22 protein-coding genes are annotated in these 23,071 nt (G+C 45.3%); 15 read left to right on the top strand and 7 right to left on the bottom strand.

What is annotated here, in order from left to right; translation table 11 throughout:
* Positions 1-7: 7 nt before the first annotated feature.
* Positions 8-742, bottom strand: coding sequence for an elongation factor P 5-aminopentanone reductase (gene ymfI / locus ACTNA4_RS08580; protein ID WP_441017845.1), 735 nt, complete (start codon positions 740-742; stop codon positions 8-10).
* 130 nt (positions 743-872) lie between these two features.
* On the opposite strand from ymfI, the gene ACTNA4_RS08585 reads away from it, so the two are divergent.
* A complete protein-coding gene (locus ACTNA4_RS08585; protein WP_441017847.1) occupies positions 873-1,412 on the top strand; it encodes an HD domain-containing protein in 540 nt (179 codons plus the stop codon).
* A 60-nt stretch (positions 1,413-1,472) separates the two neighbouring features.
* Here ACTNA4_RS08585 and ACTNA4_RS08590 read toward each other — a convergent pair whose 3' ends face one another.
* Both ACTNA4_RS08590 and ACTNA4_RS08595 read right to left on the bottom strand, forming a co-directional pair.
* The gene (locus ACTNA4_RS08590; protein ID WP_427806768.1) at positions 1,473-2,186 is read right to left on the bottom strand and encodes a GTP pyrophosphokinase; all 714 of its coding nucleotides are present in this window, start codon (positions 2,184-2,186) and stop codon (positions 1,473-1,475) included.
* A gap of 80 nt (positions 2,187-2,266) precedes the next feature.
* Entirely contained in the window at positions 2,267-3,109 is an 843-nt protein-coding gene (locus ACTNA4_RS08595; protein WP_427806769.1) for a YitT family protein, read from the bottom strand.
* Between the two features lie 235 nt (positions 3,110-3,344).
* Between ACTNA4_RS08595 and eno the strand changes: the two genes are divergently transcribed.
* Positions 3,345-4,652, top strand: coding sequence for a phosphopyruvate hydratase (eno, locus tag ACTNA4_RS08600; protein ID WP_441029643.1), 1,308 nt, complete (start codon positions 3,345-3,347; stop codon positions 4,650-4,652).
* 106 nt (positions 4,653-4,758) lie between these two features.
* Here the strand turns inward: eno and hydF are convergent, their stop codons facing one another.
* The 4 genes from hydF to ACTNA4_RS08620 are packed head-to-tail and all read right to left on the bottom strand — an operon-like array spanning position 4,759 to position 8,814.
* On the bottom strand, positions 4,759-6,000 hold the full coding sequence (gene hydF / locus ACTNA4_RS08605; protein WP_441029646.1) for a [FeFe] hydrogenase H-cluster maturation GTPase HydF: 1,242 nt from the start codon (positions 5,998-6,000) through the stop codon (positions 4,759-4,761).
* A 27-nt stretch (positions 6,001-6,027) separates the two neighbouring features.
* Positions 6,028-7,449, bottom strand: coding sequence for a [FeFe] hydrogenase H-cluster radical SAM maturase HydG (hydG, locus tag ACTNA4_RS08610; RefSeq protein WP_441029649.1), 1,422 nt, complete (start codon positions 7,447-7,449; stop codon positions 6,028-6,030).
* The gene (gene hydE / locus ACTNA4_RS08615; RefSeq protein ID WP_427806773.1) at positions 7,442-8,542 is read right to left on the bottom strand and encodes a [FeFe] hydrogenase H-cluster radical SAM maturase HydE; all 1,101 of its coding nucleotides are present in this window, start codon (positions 8,540-8,542) and stop codon (positions 7,442-7,444) included. Before hydE ends, hydG begins: the two co-directional genes overlap by 8 nt.
* A gap of 14 nt (positions 8,543-8,556) precedes the next feature.
* Positions 8,557-8,814 (bottom strand): TM1266 family iron-only hydrogenase system putative regulator, encoded by a 258-nt coding sequence (locus ACTNA4_RS08620; protein ID WP_441029652.1) that lies wholly within the window; start codon positions 8,812-8,814, stop codon positions 8,557-8,559.
* Between the two features lie 252 nt (positions 8,815-9,066).
* On the opposite strand from ACTNA4_RS08620, the gene ACTNA4_RS08625 reads away from it, so the two are divergent.
* The 13 genes from ACTNA4_RS08625 (at position 9,067) to ACTNA4_RS08685 (ending at position 22,985) form a co-directional block, all read left to right on the top strand.
* Positions 9,067-9,573 carry a LysM peptidoglycan-binding domain-containing protein gene (locus ACTNA4_RS08625; protein WP_441029655.1) on the top strand — a complete coding sequence of 169 codons (507 nt, stop codon included), beginning with the start codon at positions 9,067-9,069 and terminating at the stop codon, positions 9,571-9,573.
* 47 nt (positions 9,574-9,620) lie between these two features.
* Positions 9,621-10,340, top strand: a complete 720-nt coding sequence (locus ACTNA4_RS08630) for a glycosyl hydrolase family 18 protein (RefSeq protein WP_441029658.1) — start codon at positions 9,621-9,623, stop codon at positions 10,338-10,340.
* A 105-nt stretch (positions 10,341-10,445) separates the two neighbouring features.
* Complete coding sequence (locus ACTNA4_RS08635) at positions 10,446-11,714, top strand: chloride channel protein (RefSeq protein WP_427806776.1); 1,269 nt, start codon at positions 10,446-10,448, stop codon at positions 11,712-11,714.
* A gap of 451 nt (positions 11,715-12,165) precedes the next feature.
* Positions 12,166-13,497, top strand: coding sequence for an aspartate--tRNA(Asn) ligase (gene aspS, locus ACTNA4_RS08640; RefSeq protein ID WP_427806777.1), 1,332 nt, complete (start codon positions 12,166-12,168; stop codon positions 13,495-13,497).
* 78 nt (positions 13,498-13,575) lie between these two features.
* Positions 13,576-13,869, top strand: coding sequence for an Asp-tRNA(Asn)/Glu-tRNA(Gln) amidotransferase subunit GatC (gene gatC / locus ACTNA4_RS08645; protein WP_427806778.1), 294 nt, complete (start codon positions 13,576-13,578; stop codon positions 13,867-13,869).
* 13 nt (positions 13,870-13,882) lie between these two features.
* A complete protein-coding gene (gene gatA / locus ACTNA4_RS08650) occupies positions 13,883-15,373 on the top strand; it encodes an Asp-tRNA(Asn)/Glu-tRNA(Gln) amidotransferase subunit GatA (RefSeq protein ID WP_441029661.1) in 1,491 nt (496 codons plus the stop codon).
* Positions 15,374-16,807, top strand: coding sequence for an Asp-tRNA(Asn)/Glu-tRNA(Gln) amidotransferase subunit GatB (gene gatB / locus ACTNA4_RS08655; RefSeq protein WP_441029663.1), 1,434 nt, complete (start codon positions 15,374-15,376; stop codon positions 16,805-16,807).
* A gap of 207 nt (positions 16,808-17,014) precedes the next feature.
* Entirely contained in the window at positions 17,015-19,585 is a 2,571-nt protein-coding gene (locus ACTNA4_RS08660) for a DUF7604 domain-containing protein (RefSeq protein ID WP_441029666.1), read from the top strand.
* Positions 19,585-20,124: a signal peptidase I gene (lepB, locus tag ACTNA4_RS08665; RefSeq protein WP_427806783.1), complete on the top strand. Its 540-nt coding sequence runs from the start codon at positions 19,585-19,587 to the stop codon at positions 20,122-20,124. The genes ACTNA4_RS08660 and lepB overlap by 1 nt, the downstream gene beginning before the upstream one ends.
* A gap of 81 nt (positions 20,125-20,205) precedes the next feature.
* A complete protein-coding gene (locus ACTNA4_RS08670) occupies positions 20,206-21,285 on the top strand; it encodes a DUF7601 domain-containing protein (protein ID WP_441029669.1) in 1,080 nt (359 codons plus the stop codon).
* Positions 21,286-21,307: 22 nt separating this feature from the next.
* Positions 21,308-22,123, top strand: a complete 816-nt coding sequence (srtB, locus tag ACTNA4_RS08675) for a class B sortase (RefSeq protein ID WP_427806785.1) — start codon at positions 21,308-21,310, stop codon at positions 22,121-22,123.
* Positions 22,124-22,159: 36 nt separating this feature from the next.
* On the top strand, positions 22,160-22,801 hold the full coding sequence (locus ACTNA4_RS08680) for a Spy0128 family protein (protein ID WP_441029672.1): 642 nt from the start codon (positions 22,160-22,162) through the stop codon (positions 22,799-22,801).
* On the top strand, positions 22,791-22,985 hold the full coding sequence (locus tag ACTNA4_RS08685; protein ID WP_427806788.1) for a helix-turn-helix domain-containing protein: 195 nt from the start codon (positions 22,791-22,793) through the stop codon (positions 22,983-22,985). Before ACTNA4_RS08680 ends, ACTNA4_RS08685 begins: the two co-directional genes overlap by 11 nt.
* Positions 22,986-23,071: the final 86 nt, after the last annotated feature.

The raw sequence follows: 23,071 nt of genomic DNA on the forward strand, positions 1-23,071 counted from the left end.
AGATCTTTTAGATATATCCGCCGTCCAGACCGATGATCTGGCCGGTCATGTATTCCGGTGCGTGGGCAATATCCCATGCGAGCTGAGCCACTTCTTCCGGAGAGCCAAAACGTCCGGCGGGAATTTCCTCAGCAAATGCAAGCTTTTCTTCTTCGCTTAAAAGATCATTCATGGAAGTGTCAATTGCACCGCAGGCAATGGCATTGACCTGAATGTTGCTCGGTGCGAGTTCCTTTGCAAGTGCTCGGGTCAGACCGTTTACACCTGATTTCGCGGCAGAATAGGCGGCTTCGCATGATGCACCAACGGTTCCCCACATGGAGGAAATATTGATGATACGTCCATGCTTCACTGAGATCATATGCGGAAGTGCGCCACGGCAGCAATAGAATACAGAAGAAAGGTCTGTCTGAATCATGTGATTCCATTCTTCGTTTGTCATATCAGAAAGCAATCCCATGTAAGCAATTCCGGCATTGTTGATCAGAACATCAAGACCGTCGCAGGACAGGGAGACGGCATCAAAGATTCCCTTTACATCATCGGGATTTCCGACATCTCCGGTCACGATTTCGCAGGAACCATAAGGCATCTCTTCGATTTGGGCACGTACCTGATGAAGAGCTTTCCATGATTTTCGGCAATTTAAGAAAACATGATATCCACCGGCGGCAAATCGGAGTGCACATGCTCTGCCGATTCCACGTGAAGCACCGGTTACAAGAACAGTTTTTTTGGTCATAAATTAGCGCTCCTTTGTAACATTTATAAAAAAGGTTATTATAATTATACACGTTATTTCTTGTTATTTAAAGTGCAAGATGATATGATAAAGAAAAGATCGTAATATTGTGATATGCGAGGAGGAGAATATGGTAGACAGAGCCATTGAATTCGCAACGAAAGTACATGACGGGCAGTTTCGAAAGGGGACGAAACGCCCGTATATCGTGCATCCGATCGAAGTGGGGGATATCGTTTCGTCTATGACGCACGATGAAGAGGTTATCAGTGCAGCAATTTTGCATGATACGGTTGAAGACTGCAAGGATGTAACGGTGGAGAAGATTGCGGAGATGTTTTCGGCCCGAGTTGCATTTTTTGTAGCACAGGAGAGTGAGGACAAATCCCGTTCCTGGGAAGAAAGAAAGGGAGCAACGATTGAGCGTATCCGAACAGCTCCGAGAGAAGTTCAGATGATCGGACTTGCGGACAAGCTCTCCAATATGCGTGATATTGACAGGGATTATCCGCTCTGTGGTGAGGAACTATGGAACAGGTTTCGTATGAAAGACAAGCAGATGATCGGATGGTATTATAAGGGGATTCGAGATGCGCTGAAAGAACAGTTTGAGGGGGAACCGGTTTATATGGAGTATTGTAGGTTGATCGATAAGAATTTTGGATCATAATAGTAATCTGAGAAAAAGGCATTCCGTAGAGGAGTGCCTTTTTCCATGGAAAATGTGTGCTTAAATGTCTTTGACATCGCCAATTAAATCCTTGATCTCTTCCATATGCCGGTCTGTCAGATTGACAGTCTCTGCACATCTGCGCAGTTCGTCCTCAATGGAGGCGATATCTACCAAAGAACTGATATCCTTTTTGTAGTGAAGCTGGTGATCGAGACTTGCCCAGAAATCCATTCCAATGGTACGGATCTGAATCTCAGCACGCATTGCAGCCTTTCCTTCTGAGAAGAACACCGGGATCTCCACGATCATGTGGTAGCTTCGGTAACCGTTATCCTTTGGCTTTTGTATGTAGTCCTTGATCTTAAGAACTGTGATATCATCCTGTGATGAAATCAGATTGGCCATCGTATAAATATCGCCGATGAATGGACAAATCACTCGAATACCGGCAACATCGTCCAGATTTTTCACGATGCTTTCTTCCGTAAACGGAAGGTTTTTCCGACGCAGCTTTTCATAGATACTTGCCGGAGTTTTGATGCGGGATTTAATAGAAGAAATCGGATTTCTCTGATTTGCAACGGAAAATTCATCATTCAGGACTTCAAGTTTTGTCTGAATTTCCCGGATCGCACAACGATATTTCATCATCAAAGAATTGAAATTCTTATTGTTGCGGATAAAATCTTCCGGACTTACTGCATTCAGCCATTGCTTCTCCAGTGTTGTCGGATGGGAAGACACTGGAATTGTTTCTGTCGCTTTTTCCATAAAACAACCCTCTTTATAAATTTCTAGTGGGAACCCCCGTCAGGTCTTTTGACCTTTCCCATCTATATTCTAACATATTTTTAAATGGCATGAAAGCCTTTTCCTATGATTTCACTGGTATTGGAAATCAGGATAAATGCAGATGGATCTTCTTTCTTGATAAAATTCCTCAGTTTAATTGCCTGCTGGCGATTCAGTGCAGTAAGAATAATGTATTTTTCTGAACCAGAAAATGCACCCCGCGCATCACAGATCGTTGCGCCGCGGTGAAGTTGATTGACAATAAAATCGCAGATCGGATCCGGCTTAGCGCAGACAACGTTAAAATATTTTGAAAGATTCAGACTTTCGATAAAGTTGTCCACCAGGAATGACCGGATCGAAAGACCGAAAAGGGAGTAAAGTCCGGTTTTCATACCAAAGACAAAGAAACCGAGTACTGTTATGGCAATATCGGAAACGATCAGAGCTTTGCCGATATTGATGCTGGAATACTTCTTAACGATCATTGCAATGATATCTGTGCCTCCGCTTGAAGCACCGATATTAAAGAGAATAGCTGAGCCGAATGCCGGCAGTGCGATCGCGAACATAACTTCGAGCATCGGTTCATCCGTAAAGGGGTGTGACATAGGATAGACCCTTTCTAACAGTGACAACGTAACAGAAAGAAGAATACTGCAATAGGCAGTTTTCGCAACAAATTGTTTTCCGAGGATCACTGCACCCAGAACCAGAAGCAGCATATTAGTTATAAAAGAAAAATCGGCAGCTGAAATTAGTCCGGTTTTCGCGACCAGTACAGCGAGACCGGTGATTCCGCCAAAAGTGAAATTGTTGGTAAATTTAAAGAAATAGGTCCCCACTGCCATGATTAGTGTAGCGCCTGTCATCATGGCAAAATTTTTAAAACTCTTATCCATTTGCTCATTCCTCAAGATTATAATATTTGAAAGACTGCGTAAAATCAGAATTACGGCTCATTCCAAACGAATTGTAACGCGGCAAATTTTGAAAGTCAACTGTTTTGAATCAAGTTTATGAAGTATACAATTATACATAAAACCAAAGAAAAATCAGGTATTTTCTGGGAATAAAATGCGGGCATGAGATGAATCCACAGCGGATATACTATCTTTCAAAAGGAGGAAAAAAATCATGGATCAGTATTTACCTATTACGGATGTATACGCCAGAGAAATTCTGGATTCGCGTGGGAATCCGACTGTTGAGGTGGAAGTACTTGCAGGGGAACAGTTTCACGGCAGGGCATCGGTACCTTCCGGTGCATCAACGGGAAAATATGAGGCAATCGAGCTGCGGGACGGACAGAGAAGATATCAGGGACTTGGAGTTAAGAAAGCTGTGGAGCATGTCAATGACAGAATCGCCCGTGAAGTAGAAGGAATGAATGTGTTTGAACAGGCGAGAATCGATCAGGTCCTTTTGAAACTGGATGGGACAGATAACAAGATTAATCTGGGCGCAAATGCAATGCTGGGGGTATCACTTGCGGTGGCAAGGGCTGCTTCAAAGGCCTTAAGGATTCCGCTGTTTCGTTATCTTGGAGGAGTGGGTGCTAAACAGATGCCGGTGCCTATGATGAATATTCTGAACGGGGGACGCCACGCAGATAATACGATCGACATCCAGGAATTTATGATCATGCCGGTGGGAGCATATAGTTTTGAACAAGGACTTCAGATGTGTTCGGAAATATATCAGGCGCTTAGATCCTTGCTAAATAAGCAGGGATATCAGACATCGGTCGGGGATGAAGGTGGATTTGCGCCCAATCTTCCGGATGCCGGTGATGCACTGCAATTTATTATAGAGGCGATTGACAAAGCCGGATATAAACCAAAAGAAGAGATTGTGATTGCTTTGGACGCAGCGGCCAGTGAGTTATATGACAAAAAGAGAAAACGTTATGTTTTTGAAGGAGAAGGAAAAATGCACGGACATCGTGTGGAACGTTCTTCTGAGGAAATGATTGAGTATTTTGAAGAACTGGCTGATCGGTTCCCGATCCTTTCAATCGAAGATGCACTGGACGAGGAAGATTGGGAAGGCTGGGAACTTTTGACTACAAGGCTGGGGCTGGAGATGCAGCTTGTAGGAGATGATCTTTTTGTTACAAACGTAAAAAGACTGAATGCGGGAATCCTCAAAGAGATTGCCAATGCGATTCTTATTAAAGTGAATCAGATTGGTACTTTGACAGAGGCAGTTGATGCGATTGAGATGGCAAAAAGGTCGGGATATCAGGCAATTATTTCACACAGATCCGGGGAAACTGAAGATCCCTTCATTGCGGATCTTGCTGTTGCCTTTAACACAGGGCAGATTAAGACTGGCGCACCGTGCCGATCTGAGCGTGTGGCAAAATATAATCAGCTTCTCAGAATCGAAGAAAGGCTGGGAAAAATCGCAAAATATGAAAATCCCTTTGTGAGATTCTCGTAGAAGGAATATTGTGAATAAAAAAGTTTCGGAAGAATGTATATAACAACATGTCATCCGAAACTTTTATACGTTAGACAGGTGAATCCAAGGTTAGGGTATGCCTTTTTTACACGATATCCGGGAATGGCTCGAGGCTCCTGTCCAGGATTCCATTCATATAGGCGATGGCGATGCCGTAGTTTGTCATTGGAATTTGCTGATCCTCTGCACATTTCAGACGATACTTCATTTCCCTCTCGCTGAGTGTACAGCCACCGCAATGGACGATCAAAGCATAAGGGGACAGATCGGCCGGAAATTCGGTTCCGCTTGTGAAAACGAATTCCAGTTCCTTGCCGGTATAATTCCGGATCCAGCGCGGTAGTTTCACCGTACCGATATCTTCGCACTGCCGATGGTGCGTACAGCCCTCAGAAACCAGTATTTTATCACCATCTTTCAGACGCTCCAGCATGCGGGCACCTTGGACATTGGATTCCAGATTGCCCTTGTATCTTGCAAACAGGATGGAAAATGAAGTAAGATATATATTTTCCGGGGTGTCCGCCGATACCTGTTTAAATGCCTGACTGTCCGTAATGACCATGCGAGGTTTCTTCCCTAGAGAAGCAAGTGTTTCTTTCAACTCCGTTTCCCTGGTGACAACGGAGACGGCACCGGCTTCCAGAATGTCACGGATTGTCTGCTGCTGAGGAAGAATCAACCTTCCTTTGGGGGCTGCAGAATCAATCGGAACCACCAGAACAACAACATCATTTGGTTTTAACAGATCGCCGACAATTTTCAATGTCATATTCTCGGCAGGCACCTGTTTTGCAATCATTTCCTTCAGCTCATAAATGTTCTTGCCGGTAGCTGCACTGACAGAGATACAGTTCTGTTCGGTCAGCCACCCGTCAGGAATCGGAGTGTCAGCAATCGCTTTGATGAATTCTGATGAACTTAAAGTTTCTATCGTGTCTATTTTGTTTCTTGCAACCACGTATGGAATTCCTTTTTCCCGTATCCGCCCCAGAATTGCAATATCTTCGGCAGTCATTGGAGAGGACGCATCTGTAACCAGAACAGCAATATCTGTTTTGTTCAGAATCTGATAAGATTTCTGAATACGAAGCTGGCCCAGTTCACCTTCGTCATCAAGACCGGGAGTATCGATCATAACAACCGGGCCCAAAGGCAGTAGTTCCATGGCTTTCAGCACCGGATCAGTGGTAGTCCCGGCGATATCAGAGACAATCGCCAGACTCTGACCGGTTATTGCGTTGATCAGGCTGGATTTCCCTGCATTTCGTTTTCCGAAGATCCCGATATGGATCCGCTCAGCTGAAGGAGTTGTATTTAATCCCATAATAGCCTCCTTATTTTTCGATTTCAATTAGAATCTAAAGTCATTTCCTGTTCCGTTTTCAATTGCTTCCAGATGTTCGATCACTTTGGCGCGAACTTTGTCGTTTGGAATATTTGCCAGCTCTTTTTGAAGGATTGCATCACCGACTGCTTTGGTTTCAGGTGAAGCGTAGTCTACCAGATATTCTTTTAAGGTCATCAGAGCATTCGGATGGCAGCAGTTCTGAATCTGCTGGCTTTTGCAGAGTGACATGAAGCGGTCGCCGGTACGGCCTTCTCGATAGCAGGCGGTGCAGAAGCTCGGAATATAATCCATGTCCATCAGCCACTTCACGACCTGGTCGAGTGTACGTGTATCGCTGACATCAAACTGCGCGGAAGACTCTTCGTCCGGCTCCGGTTCGGCATAGCCGCCGACGCTGGTCTTGGAACCGCCGCTGATCTGGGAAATGCCAAGATGCAGTACGCGCTCACGACATTTCTGGCTCTCGCGGGTGGATACGATCATGCCGGTGTATGGAACTGCGATGCGGATGCAGGCTACGATCTTGGCGAAGGTATCATCATCGATTCCGTTAGTGAATGCAGAAGCATCAATGTCATCTGCGTTTCTCAGACGAGGAACACTGATGGTATGCGGGCCGACTCCGAAGACCACTTCCAGATGTTCTGCATGCATCAGAAGACCCGCAAATTCGTAACGATATTTATCGAGACCGAACAGCACGCCGAGCCCTACATCATCAATGCCTCCTTCCATGGCGCGATCCATAGCTTCTGTGTGATAATCGTAATCATGTTTCGGCCCTGTCGGATGAAGCTCCAGATAGCTTTCTTTATGATAGGTTTCCTGGAACAGGATGTAGGTTCCGATTCCTGCTTCCTTAAGTTTGCGGTAGTTTTCAACTGTCGTGGCGGCAATATTTACATTGACGCGGCGGATCGCTCCGTTTTTGTGCTTAATACTGTAAATCGTCTTGATACTTTCCAGAATATATTCGATTGGATTGTTCTTCGGATCTTCACCGGCCTCCAGCGCCAGCCGTTTGTGTCCCATATCCTGAAGCGCGATAACTTCCTTACGGATTTCGTCCTGTGTCAGTTTTTTACGTGGAATATGTTTGTTTTTCATGTGATAAGGGCAATAGGTACATCCGTTAATACAGTAGTTGGAAAGATAGAGCGGAGCAAACATAACAATTCGATTGCCATAAAAATCTTTCTTTATTTGCTCGGCGAGATGGTAGATTTCCTGGTTCTTCTCATCATTCTCGCAGGCGAGAAGAACGGATGCTTCCCGGTGGGAAAGCCCCTTGCGAAGCTTCGCCTTCTCTATGATCCGGTCGATTAATTCAAGATTGTTTTTATTTTCATCAGCGTACTGGAGTGTCTCCATAATTTCCTCATGGCTGATAAATTCATCTGCTTTTTTTGATGCTGGATTATACATTTTCGTTTCCTCCTGTGAAATCTTTTAAATTTAATTCCTGATTATGATCCTGGATCGTGACCAGGGAATCGCCTCTTGTGGTCACGATATGATAGCCGATTTCTTCCATTTCCTGTGTCAAAATGGCAAGGCCTTCTGCTGCTTCATCCCCCATGCAGCGTTTGTTATCATATAGACTGTAATTCTTTCGGTTCTCCTGCGGTGACAGATTCGGCATCACAACATTGGCACCCGCGAGAATCCCCATTTTTCTGCCCTCCGGATGGATGGTTGCGAGTGCTGTTGTAGACGGCAGAAGTGTCTTTGGCAGCATCAGCCGGAGCAGTCCGAGCATAAATAAAGTGAGCTCAAGAGTGCCGGCTTTCTCCATGGCGAATGGTGTGGCATGATGGGGAATAAACGGTCCGATCCCAACCATATGAGGATTCAGTTGCTTTAGAAACAACATATCCTCGGCCAGGTATTCGGCAGTCTGCCCCGGTGAGCCGACCATGAAACCACTCCCTACCTGATAACCTGTTTCCTGCAGTGCGAAAAGACACTTTTGTCTGCGAATGGCGGACAATGAGGCGGGATGGAGCATCCGGTAATGATTGGCATTGTAGGTTTCATGACGGAGCAGATAGCGGTCTGCACCCATGTCATGGAACAGCTTGTAGCTCTCTCGGGATTTTTCACCAATGGAGAGTGTGAGCGCACAGTCCGGAAAACGAGTTTTGATTGCCCGGATGAGTACGGCCATCCGCTTGTCCGTGAACCATGCATCTTCGCCTCCCTGCAGGACAAAGGTACGAAAACCAAGACGGTAACCGGTCTGACAGCAATCCAGTATTTCGTCTTCGGTAAGACGATACCGGGCAACAGAAGCATTGCTGCAGCGAATTCCGCAGTAATAACAGTCATTTCTGCAGTAATTGGTAAATTCAATCAGTCCCCGGATATATACATCATGACCATAATACTGATGGCGTACAGCCCGTGCCCGCTCAAATAGAAACTCTGCAAGCTTTGGGGTACGGCCATTGATCAAAGCGATCCATTCGGTTTGGTTCAGATTCCCGGTTTCTTCTAATTTTGTAATGAGTTCTCTCATGAATGGTTCTCCGGTTATTTTGTTTTTGCATAAATTGTCTTTGTACTGATGCCGGGCAGCATTCCGATCTTTCCGGAAAGTGCGCTGATGATATCATTCGGTGCATCCATGGCGATGCTGATAATGGAAATTTTTTTTTCCCGATAGGGAATGCCCATTCTTCCGACAATGTAGGAACCGTATTCACTTAAAAGTGCGTTCAGTTGTTCTACGGATTCGTGGCTGGAAACAATAATTCCGATCAGAGCGATTCGTGAGTCTGCTTCAGACATATGAGTAAAACCTCCTTTCTCGAGACAAATGTGTGACGATGCTACAAATTGTACACGTTTGGCGATAAAGACAGAAAGAATTTCCTCAAAAATGTTGTCAGAATAAAGAAATGAAAATGTATGAAATAATTCGGATAAATGCGCCTTTTTGCTCAGGTTCAACCCTTTGCAATCAGAACGTGTAACTGGGTATAGTATATCATGTTTCCTGCATAAAATCAAAGGAAACAGAGAGCATTCAGGAAAAAGAGTATGGAAATTTATGTAGTAAAGCCACAGGATACGATTTACAGAATCGCACAAAGATATGGGGTGTCTCCGGCGAGACTTGCGTATGATAACCAGACAGCCGGTCAGGAATATCTGGTGCCGGGGCAGGCACTTCTGATTCTTTATCCGGAGATCATACATACCGTAAGGGCGGGAGAGACGACCGGAACGATTGCCTCCATGTATCAGATCAGTGAAAAGCAGCTGTATAGAAATAATCCGTACCTGTTGGATCGAACCTATCTGATCACAGGTCAGCAGTTGATTATCTCATATGAGGACCAGAACAGTCCGGAAAAAAAGGTCAGCGGATATGTGTACCCGTATGTGGCAGGATATATCCTGAGAGAAACATTATTATATATAGATGAAATTATGATATTTTCATATGGATTTACAGAAGATGGAGAGCTGGTGCCGCCGCAAGTGAAAGAAGACTGGATCCTAAGAGAGACAAAAAATTCGGGGTTCAGCCGTTTCTGGTGCTGACTCCCTTTTCGGAAGCGGGAGTTTTCAACAATCAGCTGATCAAGATTGTGACTGAAAATGCAGAAATGCAGAACACATTGATTGCAAACATTCTGGTTGTCGTGCAGGAAAAAGGATATGCAGGAGTGGATGTTGACTTTGAATATATTCTGCCGGAAGATAAAGAAGGATATGTTAAGTTCGTGGAACATCTGCAAAATGTAATGGCGGAAAACGGATATTCCGTTTCTGTTGCGCTTGCCCCTAAAACATCTGCTGACCAGAAAGGACTGCTCTATGAAGGTATGGATTACAGACGTCTTGGGGCGGCAGCGGATACGGTTTTTCTCATGACGTATGAATGGGGATACATGTATGGTCCGCCAATGGCGGTTGCACCTTTAAACAAAGTGCGGGAAGTTGTGGAGTATGCAGTCACAGAGATTCCGCGTGAGAAGATCATGATGGGGATTCCGAACTATGGGTACGACTGGGAACTCCCTTATAAGCGTGGTGAAACACGGGCGGAACTGATTGGAAATGTGGAAGCGGTACGTATTGCTTCGGAAAATGGGGCTGAGATTCAATATGACGAAAAGGTCCAAAGTCCGTATTTCACATACTGGTCCGGAGGAAAACAGCATGAGGTATGGTTCGAAGATGTGCGCAGTATTCGTGCTAAAATGGAGCTTGTCAGAGAAAAGGGGATAAGAGGGTTCGGATACTGGAATCTGATGCGAAGCTTCAGGGCCAATTGGCTGCTGGTGAATCAGGGGGAGAAAGAATAGAAAAGGGTAAAACAGGATAAAACAGGTTTGCAGTAGCCCAATAAAAAGAGTATACTTAATAATTATAGTGAATGGACTGTTACAAAGGAAGAGGGAGAGATAAACATGGGAGAAAAAATGAATGAAATGCTGGAAATCTGGAAAAACCAGCTGACAGTTCTTGTAAAATGGATACTGATGTCGCTCGTGACCGGAGGAGTGGTGGGAACGATCGCCAGTATCTTTTCCTACGCAGTTTCATGGGCGACCGCATTTCGGATGGCGCATTTCTGGGTGATCTTCGGCCTGCCACTTGGAGGACTTTTGATCGTGTGGCTGTATAAAAAGGCCGGAGAAGAGAAAAACACCGGAACAAATCTGGTACTTTCCGTTATCCGTTCGCAGGATGAAGATGTACCGATCCGTGTTGCGCCGTTGATTTTGATTTCAACGGTAATCACACATTTTTTCGGAGGGTCTTCCGGACGAGAAGGAGCGGCTCTTCAGTTCGGCGCCAGTGTGGGCGGCTGGATCGGAAGGCGTCTTCACTTGAATGAAAGTGATGAAAAGATCATCATCCTTTCGGGCATGAGTGCGGCTTTTGCGGCATTATTCGGTACGCCGATGGCAGCCGCAATCTTCCCGATGGAAGTTGTGAGTGTGGGGATTATGTATTACTCAGCACTGGTTCCCTGTATGTTTGCATCATTTACGGCTCAGTATGTTGCACTCCTCTTCAAAGTAAGGACGCTGGCACATCCATATCCCGTCGAAGATGTACCTGATTTTTATAGTTTTCAGACCCTCAAATTTCTCATTCTTGCGATTGCGTTTGCCTTGGCCGGAGTTCTGTTTTGTGTCATGCTCCATACCTGCGAACACAAATTTAAAGAATGGTTTGCGAATCCTTATCTGAGAATCGTGGCAGGTGCGGCAGCGGTCATTGCACTTCGGTTCCTTTTGGGAACAGAGGACTATCTTGGACTTGGTGGAGGCGTGATCCAGGCAAGCTTTAAGGGGGCCGTATCACCGGAGAAATTCCTTCTGAAAATGATCTTTACCTGTCTGACTCTATGTGTGGGATTTAAGGGCGGTGAGATCGTTCCGTCGTTATTCATCGGTGCGACTCTGGGATCGGCCATGTCGGCACTTCTTGCACTTCCTCCGGATATCTGTGCGGCGTGTGGAATGGTCGGCGTATTCTGCGCTGTTACAAATAGCCCGATCAGTTCTATGCTGATTGCTTTTGAAATGTTTGGATTTACTGGAATGCCATTTTACTGCAGCGTAGTGGCTGTGAGCTATCTGGTGTCAGGATATTATAGTCTGTACAAGGAACAGCGGATTGTGTATTCCAAGACAGAAAATAAATATGTGGACAGACATACAAAATAAGAGTGAAAAATAGAGAAAACTCGGTTTTTTTGAAAAATACCCTTGAAAAATGAAAATGATTGTGATATTATTTGAAAAAATTTATTTTGCAATGCGATGAAAGAGACTCTTGCTTCTGGAACTTGACAGGAATACGGCGTCACCGACTGAGAGCGCTGTTTGAGGAATGAGGCGAAGGGAACACTCCGGAGCAGACTGGCTGAATGCGGAATGATCAGTGAATGGAGAAAAGGCTTCATATAAAAAGAATTTCAGTAAGTCAGTACGTAAGTGCACGTTACGCACATGAAGTTGGGCTTCCAAGGAGGGAAGTTAATGCGGGTGGTACCGCGGATATGGATATCCGTCCCGGAATACATTGTATTCCGGGACTTTTTATATGCAAAATCAGGAAAAAGGATCCGGAATATCGCCAGGACGGCAAGAAAAGTGATTGAGGAGGATTTAAACCATGGAATTTATGACAGGTGTAAAAGAAAAAGAAACACTGGAGCTCGGACAGCTTCTGGAAGAAGATATGCTGGGGAAAAAGGTTCGTGTAAATGGCGCAGTTCATACGGTACGTGATATGGGAACCGTTGCATTCGTTGTATTGAGAAAAAGAGACGGGCTTCTTCAATGTGTCTATGAGGAGGGAAGTTCTGATTTTGATTTAAAAGAAATCCGTGAAGCAGCTACAGTGGAAGTGACCGGAACGCTTCAGGCATCCGAGAAGGCACCGAATGGTGTAGAACTTAAGATGGAAGAGATTCGTATTCTGAGTACACCCAAAGAGCCGTTACCACTTCAGGTTTCCAAATGGAAACTGAATACATCTCTGGAGGCAAAGCTGAATTATCGTTCTATTTCACTGAGAAATGTAAGAGAGCGGGCAAAATTTAAAATACAGGAAGGAATCGTAAGAGGTTTCCGCGAATTTTTGTATAAACAAGGGTTTACCGAAATTCATACTCCGAAGATCGGAGCAAAAGGAGCAGAGGGAGGTTCGAACTTGTTCCGGTTGGATTATTTCCACAGACCGGCAGTTCTGGAGCAGAGCCCACAGCTCTATAAACAGATGATGGTCGGTGTATTTGACCGGGTATTTGAAACCGGACCGGTATTCCGCGCGGAGAAGCACAATACGAAGCGGCATTTGAATGAATACACCAGTTTGGACTTTGAGATGGGGTATATTGACAGCTTTGAGGATATCATGGCAATGGAAACAGGTTTCCTTCAGTATACGATGAAGCTTCTGGAAAAAGAATATGCAAAGGAACTGAAGATTCTGGGAGTGGAACTTCCGAATGTAGATCAGATTCCGGCTGTACGTTTCGATGAGGTCAAGCAGCTTGTCTCTGAAAAATATAACCGCCGTATCCGCAATCCGTTCGATCTGGAGCCGGAGGAAGAGCATTTGATCGGACAGTATGCAAAAGAAGAATGGGGAAGTGATTTTGTTTTTGTTACCTATTATCCGTCCAAGAAGCGCCCGTTTTATGCGATGGACGATCCGGAAGATGAGAGATTTACGCTCAGCTTCGATCTCCTGTTCCGTGGTCTTGAGATTACGACAGGAGGACAGAGAATCCATGATTATGATATGCTTCTTGCAAAACTGGAAAAACGTGGAATGACCGAGGAGGGGCTGGAGACATATCTGGATACTTTTAAACACGGCATGCCACCGCATGGAGGACTTGGTATTGGGATGGAACGTTTGACTATGCAGCTTCTGGGAGAGGATAATGTCAGGGAAACCACACTCTTCCCGAGAGATTTGAGCAGACTTACGCCTTAACGGAAGAACGTGTGGCTACAAGATACGCTTCTAAAATGATATAAAATCAGAATTTGATAAGTGAAGGAGAATCAGAAAATGGCAAACAAAATTTCCGACGAGACAATCGAATATGTTGGAATTCTGGCGAAGCTGGAGCTTTCCGAAGAAGAAAAAGAGCAGGCTAAATCCGACATGGAAACAATGCTGGATTATATAGATACTTTAAATGAACTGGATACCGAGGGGATCGAGCCGATGTCCCATGTATTCCCGATCCATAATGTGTTCCGTGAAGATACGGTGGAAAACGGAGACGACCATGAGGCCATGCTGTCAAATGCACCGCAGCAGAAAGAGCAGAGCTACAAAGTACCGAAAACATTTGCATAGGAGGAGAACGTAAATGGATATCTTGAGTATGACAGCACTTGAGCTTGGAAGAAAAATAAAAGCGAAAGAGATCACTGTGAAAGAAGCGGTAGAAGCGTGTCTGAAACAGATTGATAAAGTTGAAGATAAAGTAAATAGTTTTGTGACAATAGATAGAGAAAAAGCATTTAATCGAGCGGAAGAGGTTCAGAGAGGAATCGAGGACGGGACTTACACCGGACCGCTTGCAGGAGTCCCGGTGGCAATCAAAGACAATATGTGTACGAAAGGAATGCTTACCACATGCAGTTCCAGAATCCTGGAGAATTTCAATCCGACCTATACGGCAGAGGCGGTCCTGAATCTGGAGAAGGCGGGAGCGGTCATCATCGGAAAGACCAATATGGATGAATTCGCAATGGGAAGTACAACGGAAACTTCTTATTATGGTGAGACGAAGAATCCGTGGAATCTGGAACACGTCCCGGGAGGATCTTCCGGCGGTTCCTGTGCGGCCGTTGCGGCTTTGGAAGTTCCTTATGCACTTGGTTCTGATACCGGCGGTTCGATCCGTCAGCCAAGTTCTTATTGCGGAGTTGTGGGTATTAAGCCGACATACGGAACGGTTTCCCGTTATGGACTCATTGCATACGGATCCTCTCTGGATCAGATCGGACCGATCGCAAGAGATGTAAGTGACTGTGCAGCTATTCTGGAGACGATCGCATCGCATGATGTGAAGGACAGTACTTCTATGGAAAGAGGAGACACCGATTTCACCGGTGCACTGGTAAATGATGTGAAAGGGATGAAAATCGGCATTCCGCGGGATTATTTTAGTGAAGGTCTGGATCCGGAAGTAGCAGGGCCGATTCTGGAAGCTGCGAAGGTACTGGAGGAAGCCGGTGCCAGCGTGGAACGATTTGATCTGGGACTTGTAAAATATGCCATTCCGGCATATTATGTCATCGCTTCTGCGGAAGCAAGCTCCAATCTTGCGCGATTTGACGGTGTAAAATACGGATATAGAACGGCAGACTATGAGGAGCTTCATGGAATGTATAAAAAAACCCGGTCTGAAGGGTTTGGACCGGAAGTAAAGCGCCGTATCATGCTTGGCTCCTTCGTATTAAGCTCCGGATACTATGACGCTTATTACCTGAAGGCGTTAAAGACAAAAGCATTGATCAAAAAAGCCTTCGATCAGGCATTTGCCAAATATGATATGATTCTTGCACCGGCAGCTCCGACTACGGCTCCGAAACTTGGATCCTCTCTCAGCGATCCGCTGAAGATGTATCTGGGAGATATTTACACGATTTCGGTAAATCTGGCCGGTCTTCCGGGAATCAGTATTCCGGTAGGCCGTGATTCCAAAGGCCTTCCGGTAGGAATGCAGCTCATCGGGGACTGTTTTCAGGAGAAGAAATTATTCCGTGCGGCTTACACGTATGAATGCCTGACTCAAAAGAAATGGATTTCTGATTATGATAAAACACAGACAGCAGGAAAGGGGGAAGCCTAGATGTCAAAACAATATGAGACAGTAATCGGACTTGAGGTCCATGTAGAACTAGCGACAAAGACAAAAATCTTCTGCTCCTGCAGTACGGAATTTGGAGGAGCACCGAACACACATACCTGTCCTGTTTGTACCGGTATGCCGGGATCACTCCCGGTGCTGAACCGACAGGTTGTGGAATATGCAATGGCGGTAGGACTTGCGGCAAACTGCAAGATCACACAGGTCTGCAAATTTGATCGGAAGAATTATTTCTACCCGGATAATCCGCAGAACTATCAGATCTCCCAGCTTTATCTCCCGATCGCAAGGGACGGATACGTGGAGATTGAAGTGGGCGGTACGAAGAAAAAAGTCCGTATTCATGAAATGCATATGGAGGAAGATGCCGGGAAACTGATTCATGACGAATGGGAAGACTGTTCTCTTGTGGATTATAACCGAAGCGGTGTGCCGCTGATCGAGATCGTATCGGAGCCGGATATGCGTTCTGCGGAAGAAGTTATTGCCTATCTGGAGAAGCTGAGAATGATCTGCCAGTATCTGGGGGCATCGGACTGCAAGCTTCAGGAAGGTTCCATGAGAGCTGATGTAAACTTATCGGTTCGTGAAGTCGGATCAAAAGAATTCGGAACCCGAACCGAGATGAAGAACCTGAACTCTTTCAAAGCCATCAGCCGTGCGATCGAAGGGGAAAGGGCAAGACAGATCGAACTTCTGGAAGAAGGCAAGAAAGTGATTCAGGAGACCAGAAGATGGGATGACAATAAAGAGTATTCTTATGCAATGCGATCCAAAGAAGATGCGCAGGATTACCGCTATTTCCCGGAACCGGATCTGGTTCCGATCGTGATCAGTGATGAGTGGATCGAGCAGGTGAAAGCCCGTCAGCCGGAACTGCGTACAGAAAAACTGGAGCGTTATAAGAGAGAATATGATATTCCGCAGTATGATGCCGAGATCATTACCGGAAGTAAAAAAATGGCGGATATCTTCGAGGCAACAACCGCGATCTGCGGAAAACCGAAGAAAGTATCCAACTGGCTTATGGTTGAGACCATGCGTCTTCTGAATGAAAACGGACAGGAACCGGCAGATATCCGTTTTTCACCGGAGAATCTGGCGAAACTCATCAACCTTGCAGATGCCGGAACGATTAACAGTTCTGTGGCAAAAGAAGTCTTTGAAAAAGTATTTGCCGAAGATGTGGATCCGGAAAAATATGTGGAGGAACACGGATTAAAGACGGTAAATGACGAAGGTGCACTTCGGGAGATTGCTGCACAGGTGATTGCGGCAAATCCAAAAGCGGTGGAAGATTACAAAGGTGGAAAAGAAAAGGCACTGGGCGCACTGGTCGGTCAGATTATGAAGGCCATGAAAGGAAAGGCAAACCCGGGAATGGTGAATCAGATGCTTCGGGATATGCTGAAATAAGAAAAAAAAAAAATAGAAAAAGCTGTCAGGCAGAGATGCCTGGCAGCTTTTTTGCAGTATTTGTCGATGAATTTCCAACATAATTGATACGATGTTGTACTAATTTGCATTTGAAAAGAATATATATCAAATATGGATAACCTTCGGAGAAGAGTATCCTGAGCAAGCAAAAGGTCCAGATGTAAGGGGCAAAAGGAGGACGGTAAGATGGGAAGGGAAAGAGGACACACGCGTTCCTTGCCTACACGAGCGGCGGCAATTCTAATGGCACTGGTGATGATTGGCGGGATTGGACTGGCGCATGTAAATGCGGCAGATGAAGAAAACAGCAATCAGAGTACTGTTATAGAAAACAGTGTGGATACGAATGAAATTGAGGATGCGGAGAACCGGGGATTGCCGGGAGAAGAAGAACAGGAAGAATTGCAGCAGGAAGAAAATCAACAGGAAGAAAATCAACAGGAAGAATTGCAGCGGGAAGAAAATCAACAGGAAGAGAATCAAGAGGAGGAAATCTGGCAGGAAGAGAATCAGCAGGAAGAAAACCAACTGGAAGAACTCCGGCAGGAGGGGCAGCAACAGGAAGAATTACAGGAAGAGATGCAGGTATTCAGCAAAAAAGCCACTGCACTTACAGAGACGGCAGAATCAGCGCCGCTTGAAGTGAATCTGAAAAGTGTAGATACGGAAACTGCACCGGAACATCATAAATATATCAAGTACAACGGAGAAGACAGTTATACGCTGACTCTGAATGTCAGAGGAATGTATGATTCGGAGAAGGTAAAACCGAAGGTAGATGTACTGATGGTCGTGGACCGATCCAACAGTATGTTTAATAATACGATGAATTATAACAATCAAAGACTGTCATATATGAACATTCTGAAGCAGATTATTACTGGAACCAATGGTATTTCGGAGGCAGTATTAAATAATACCGATTTGGATGCTCGCATGGCAGTTGTAATTTATGATGGTGAGAGTGATTACAGTGATTGGGGATTAAAGAACGGGGCGGAAAAATGGGATGATGCCACAGCTGTTTCTTCTTCATGGGTGTGGACAACAAAAAAGTCAGAGGTAGATTCCAGCGTGAATGCAATCGGGAAAAACAGCAGCTCGCAGGGTGGCGGAACAAACTGTCAGGCGGGACTGTATAAAGGAGCTGAAGTTCTTCAGAGTGCTCGGAGTGACGCGCAGAAATATGTTGTTTTTTTATCTGACGGTGAACCGACTTTCCGATACAATTCGAATGGATATACAGAGGGAAACGGACAGAATGATAATCAAAACGGACATGTGGGGGCAAATGCGCAGGCAGCCTATACACAGGCAGCAGCAATGAAAGGTTTTGCAGGATTTTATACGATTGGAATCTCAAGCAGTAGTGATTCCACATTTTTAACAGATCTTGCAGAAAAGCCGGGGGCAGAAGAGCATGCTTTCTTTCCGGCAAAAGAAGCGGATGATCTGGCAGAAGCATTTAAGAAAATTATCGCCAGTATTACGGAATATACCTGCCGTGATGTGACGATTACGGATACGTTAAGTGAGTATACAGAACTGGACGGTATCTTTGCTCCGGTTATTCAAGTGACGAATCAGGATGGCAATGAAGTGACGACTGTGAAAGTCGGAGATGAGGAAATTTCTGTCAGTAGTCTGATCGATGCCACATATGATGCGGCATCCAAAAAGGTGACTGTAAACTTTAAGGAAGGATATGCCCTGAATCAGGACTATACCTATTCAGTCAGTTTTCGGATAAAACCGACGCAGCTTGCATATGATACTTATGCCGATGAAGGATATAACGCGACCGGAAGTGACGGCAGTGATGCACCGGGGAATACGACCAGTTCGGGAAAAGCCGGATTTTACTCCAATGCGGAAGGTGAGAATGCACCAACGCTAACTTATACATATGGAAAAACGGATTCTGCTGCATCGGCAACCGTTTTCTATGAGGAAAAGCCTGTGGTTCAGGTGGATTCGCTTACAGTTCTGGTGACAAAAAACTGGGCAAATGTTTCAGACGATGACGAGATACCGGGACAAATCACAGTAAATCTGTATCAGGACGATCAGACAACTCCGTATAAGACATTGGTGCTGAAGGCAGAAGAGGAATGGAAAGGAACCTTTACAAGTGTTGCCAAGGGGCATACCTACACAGCAGAGGAAGAAATTGTGGAAGGCTTTGAAAGCATGGTGACGGGAAATCAGACGAATGGATTTACCATCGTGAATACGAAACTTCCGGAGCTGACGATCGGTAAAGAAGTAACCGGAGCCATGGGAGACAAGACCAGATCCTATACGATGACGATTGAGTTGAGGGACAAAAACGGAAATCCTGTAAGCGGAACCTTTTCTTATACCGGGGAACAAAAATTAGGCATAGAAGATGCGGCCCAGGCGCCTGCTGACGGCAATCTGGTATTTACAAACGGAACGGCAACGATCGACTTAAAGCATGGACAACAGATTACACTGAAGAAACTCCCGCATGGAGGGACGTTTAAGGTAACAGAAGCAGCTGATGATGCCGCAGGGTATGAAGTGACTTACAATGCCGTAAAGGGGCAGACCTGTGCGGAGGGAACATTAGAGGAAGATGGTGAAGTGTCCGTAGTAAATCATAAGGACAAGATTCCGGTAACCGGGATTGAGAATTACCAGATCGGACGGTTCCTGATGATTTCGGCGGCTGCAGGATTTTTATTCGTTGCATCGGTGTATCTTCTGTTTGGACGTAGAAGGAGCAGACGATAATGTCAGAGGATAAGAGGCGGCAAAACGAAGCAGATCCGGAGAGAGCGCCTTCCCTTTTGGGAGACGTGGGGTATCTGCTTATGAAGATCATTCTGCTGGCCTTGATGGTGCTGATAATGTTTGTATTTTTCTTTGGGATTTACCGATCCGGTGACGATTCCATGAACCCGGCTGTCAAAGACGGAGACATTGTCATTACATGGCGGCTCAGGAAAGATTACCGCTTCGGTGATGTGATCGTTCTGGATCATAATGGAGAAAAAGAAATACGACGTGTCGTTGCTGTCGAGGGAGATACGGTGGATATGACAGAAGAAGGAATGTCCATCAATGGGTATCTTCAGCAGGAAATCGGCATTTATGAAGAGACGCTGCCATATACAGAGGGGATCCGGTATCCGGTTACGGTAGGGAAAGGAGAAGTCTTTGTTCTTGGAGACCGCCGGGAACAGGCGGTGGACAGCCGGATTTACGGAACCGTGCAGACGAAGGATACTTGTGGATGTGTAATGACGGTTATCCGTCAGAGGGGAATTTAGTGTATATAAATGCAGCCATCTCAGGTATGGTTTGTATTTTATATAAATAATATAAAATGAAAAGAGGAGGAAAACAAAACGATGATTAACAAGAAAAGAGTAAGAGCCCTGCTCCTTGCAGGCGTAATGACCATGACAATGGTTTTGGGCGGTTCTTCAATGGCTGCCGATAGAGAAGGAGAAAACGATCAGATAACTACGACTGTTCAGCCGATGGTTACCAAAGTACTGGAAATGGCGGAAGGAATTACCGTGCCGGATGCAGCATTTTCATTTGAAATCAGCAGCAATACACCGGATGCGGCAAGGGCGCAGATTCAGGATATTACCTATTCTTCTGCGGATGAGAAGGGAACACCGGCGGATGGAAAATACTGCATTTCCAAGACTTCAGAGATTGACTTTGATTCATTTGAGCATGCCGGAGTATATGAATATACCGTGACAGAAAAAGCGGATACATATCTGGCACAGGAAGATGAAGTTATGACCTATTCAGCATCTTCTTATAAGCTGAATGTATATGTCGTGAACAGTGAAAGCGGTCCGTGTATTTCTGAGATTACAGCAACAAAAGATGGCGTAAAAGTGGATAAAATTGAATTTGTAAATACATTCGTTAAGAACAATAAAACGCTTACGATCAGCAAATCTACGGTTGGCGATTATGCAGATAAGACAAAAGACTTTACTTTTACCATTACGTTCACAAAAGCAGCGACAGCAGGAGATGAAACGTCCTATACAGGAACCATTGGAGATACAACGGTGGTATGTGAAGCAGGAGTAGCAACCGAGTTCAGTCTTCATGATGGAGAAGAGCTTGTATTTACAGATCTTCCGGCCGGTACCAGATATGTGGTAACTGAAGCAGGCGCAGAAGACGGATATACCCCGAGTGTAAATGTTGTTGAAAACGGTACGGAAACTGTAAAAAATGCAACAGTAGAAAATGAAAAAGATGCCTTAAGCTCCGCAGAAACTGGTAAAACGAATCTGGTAGGAGAATGCGAAAACAAAGCAGATTTTGTGAATACATATAAGAGTGTCGTAATTACCGGTATTATTGTGAATGTACTTCCTTTCGTTGTGATGATCGCAGCAGTTCTTCTTGCGGCGGCAGGTCTGGCAGTGGTAAAGAGACGCCGTAGTTTTCGCTAATCGAAGACGGAACTGAGAAAGCATGAGGAAGCGAGATGGCAGCCGGTCTGCGAAGAGAATTTCAGGGAGTTGGATCTACAGGATTGGAAAAGGAACGGTACGCCTGGCGGACGGCATCGTAAATCTTGCGGTGCTCGTCCTCTTCCTCGCGCTTGCGGGGTATGGATGCTATGCAATCTGGGATTCGAGGCAGATCTACTCGGGAGCAGATGCTGCCTTGTACGAGACATATAAACCGCAGAGTACGGATACGGAATCCTTTGAGGAATTGCAGAAAATCAATCCGGAGGTTATCGGATGGCTCACTGTCTATGGAACCAGTATTGACTATCCGCTGGTGCAGTCGGATGATAACCAGAAATATGTAAATGTCAATGCAAAGGGCGAGTATGCCTTGTCGGGAAGCCTGTTCCTGGATTATAGAAATAAGGCGGATTTTTCGGATTTTTGTAATATCATTTACGGACATCATATGGAGAAAAAGTCGATGTTCGGAGAAGTGGAAGAATTTAAAGAACAGGATTTTTTTGACAGCCACCGCTACGGTTTCCTTTATTCTGACGGAAAGGAAAGGGGACTGGAGTTTTTCGCTTTTTTAGAAGATGATGCCTACAGTGATGTGATTTATAATCCCGAACTGGAAGATCCAGAGGCAAAAGAAGAATTTCTTTCCTATATTAAGGAGCATGCTGTCTGTATAGCTGATCTTTTGGTGGCCTCGGAAGATCACGTGGTGCTGCTTTCAACCTGCACACCGGAAGGTACCAACGGGAGATATATTCTGGTGGGCAGAATGCTGGAGGAGGTTCCTGAGAATCCGTTTCGGGATCAGGAATAAATCTGTCAAAACAGATTGACGGAGGGGAGAAGACATATGGAAACAAGAAGCATAAAACATGGATTAAAATTTCTGCTGGTATTCTGCTGTATTCTGGTCATGCAGGTTCTGCCGGTACAGGCGGCGGAACAGATTGCGGAAACAGCGATTGGGGTGGAACAGATTTTTAAAACGGAATACAGCGTGCCGGCAAATCTAAACCGAAGCTTTTCCTATCAGCTTAAAGCATTGGATGAAGAGAATCCGATGCCGGAAGGAAGCCGGGACGGTGTATACAGGTTTCAGCTTAAAGACAGCCGGAAGACACAAATCGGTCCGATTCAATATGAACATGGCGGGCTCTATGAATATGAACTCAGACAGGAGGTTGGCGAGAAGGAAAAGGGATATACTTATGATGAAACGATCTACCGTGTGAAGGTGTATGTGAGGAATACCCGTGATGGCAGACTTGCCTGTCAGCTTGTTATAGAGAACGAGAAGGGGGAGAAAACGGATGGCGCTGTTTTTCGGAACATCTATCAGGGATCACAACCGAAATCCCCTTCTGCTGTGAAAACCGGTGATACACAAACGCCGTTCTTTTGGATACTCATTTTGGCAGTTACGCTGCTGATCATAGCGGTAACGGCCGGAACAGTAATAAGAAGACGAAGGAAGGATAAAGTTGGACTATAAATTATTAAAAACATTTCGAAAACGTTATGGTTTCACTCAGGCGGAGGTGGCGGAGTATGCCGGAGTCAGCCGACAGGCATTTTCCAATTATGAGAGAGGACTTCGGGAACCTTCGATCAAAGTGTTGATTATCCTGGCGGATCTGTATCAGATCAGTCTGGATGAACTTGTGGGACGGAAGTAAGGAAAAGAAAAGGTGTAAGGCTTTTGGTTATTCAATGAAAGCTTTACACCTTAAATGTTGTTCGTCATTCATTCTTTGATTCGATT

The organism is Bariatricus sp. HCP28S3_A7 (assembly GCF_052066375.1).
Classification (GTDB): domain Bacteria; phylum Bacillota; class Clostridia; order Lachnospirales; family Lachnospiraceae; genus Allocoprococcus.

Bases quoted from the DNA above. Each gene is read 5' to 3' on its own strand.
- ACTNA4_RS08670 (WP_441029669.1), top strand. From the start codon at position 20,206: ATGATTAACAAGAAAAGAGTAAGAGCCCTGCTCCTTGCAGGCGTAATG.
- aspS (WP_427806777.1), top strand. From the start codon at position 12,166: ATGGAATTTATGACAGGTGTAAAAGAAAAAGAAACACTGGAGCTCGGA.
- ACTNA4_RS08585 (WP_441017847.1), top strand. From the start codon at position 873: ATGGTAGACAGAGCCATTGAATTCGCAACGAAAGTACATGACGGGCAG.
- lepB (WP_427806783.1), top strand. From the start codon at position 19,585: ATGTCAGAGGATAAGAGGCGGCAAAACGAAGCAGATCCGGAGAGAGCG.
- ACTNA4_RS08595 (WP_427806769.1), bottom strand. From the start codon at position 3,109: ATGGATAAGAGTTTTAAAAATTTTGCCATGATGACAGGCGCTACACTA.
- ACTNA4_RS08680 (WP_441029672.1), top strand. From the start codon at position 22,160: ATGGAAACAAGAAGCATAAAACATGGATTAAAATTTCTGCTGGTATTC.
- hydE (WP_427806773.1), bottom strand. From the start codon at position 8,542: ATGAGAGAACTCATTACAAAATTAGAAGAAACCGGGAATCTGAACCAA.
- ACTNA4_RS08590 (WP_427806768.1), bottom strand. From the start codon at position 2,186: ATGGAAAAAGCGACAGAAACAATTCCAGTGTCTTCCCATCCGACAACA.
- ACTNA4_RS08660 (WP_441029666.1), top strand. From the start codon at position 17,015: ATGGGAAGGGAAAGAGGACACACGCGTTCCTTGCCTACACGAGCGGCG.
- hydF (WP_441029646.1), bottom strand. From the start codon at position 6,000: ATGGGATTAAATACAACTCCTTCAGCTGAGCGGATCCATATCGGGATC.
- gatA (WP_441029661.1), top strand. From the start codon at position 13,883: ATGGATATCTTGAGTATGACAGCACTTGAGCTTGGAAGAAAAATAAAA.
- eno (WP_441029643.1), top strand. From the start codon at position 3,345: ATGGATCAGTATTTACCTATTACGGATGTATACGCCAGAGAAATTCTG.
- ACTNA4_RS08620 (WP_441029652.1), bottom strand. From the start codon at position 8,814: ATGTCTGAAGCAGACTCACGAATCGCTCTGATCGGAATTATTGTTTCC.
- ACTNA4_RS08625 (WP_441029655.1), top strand. From the start codon at position 9,067: ATGGAAATTTATGTAGTAAAGCCACAGGATACGATTTACAGAATCGCA.
- hydG (WP_441029649.1), bottom strand. From the start codon at position 7,449: ATGTATAATCCAGCATCAAAAAAAGCAGATGAATTTATCAGCCATGAG.
- ymfI (WP_441017845.1), bottom strand. From the start codon at position 742: ATGACCAAAAAAACTGTTCTTGTAACCGGTGCTTCACGTGGAATCGGC.
- gatC (WP_427806778.1), top strand. From the start codon at position 13,576: ATGGCAAACAAAATTTCCGACGAGACAATCGAATATGTTGGAATTCTG.
- gatB (WP_441029663.1), top strand. From the start codon at position 15,374: ATGTCAAAACAATATGAGACAGTAATCGGACTTGAGGTCCATGTAGAA.
- ACTNA4_RS08635 (WP_427806776.1), top strand. From the start codon at position 10,446: ATGGGAGAAAAAATGAATGAAATGCTGGAAATCTGGAAAAACCAGCTG.
- srtB (WP_427806785.1), top strand. From the start codon at position 21,308: ATGAGGAAGCGAGATGGCAGCCGGTCTGCGAAGAGAATTTCAGGGAGT.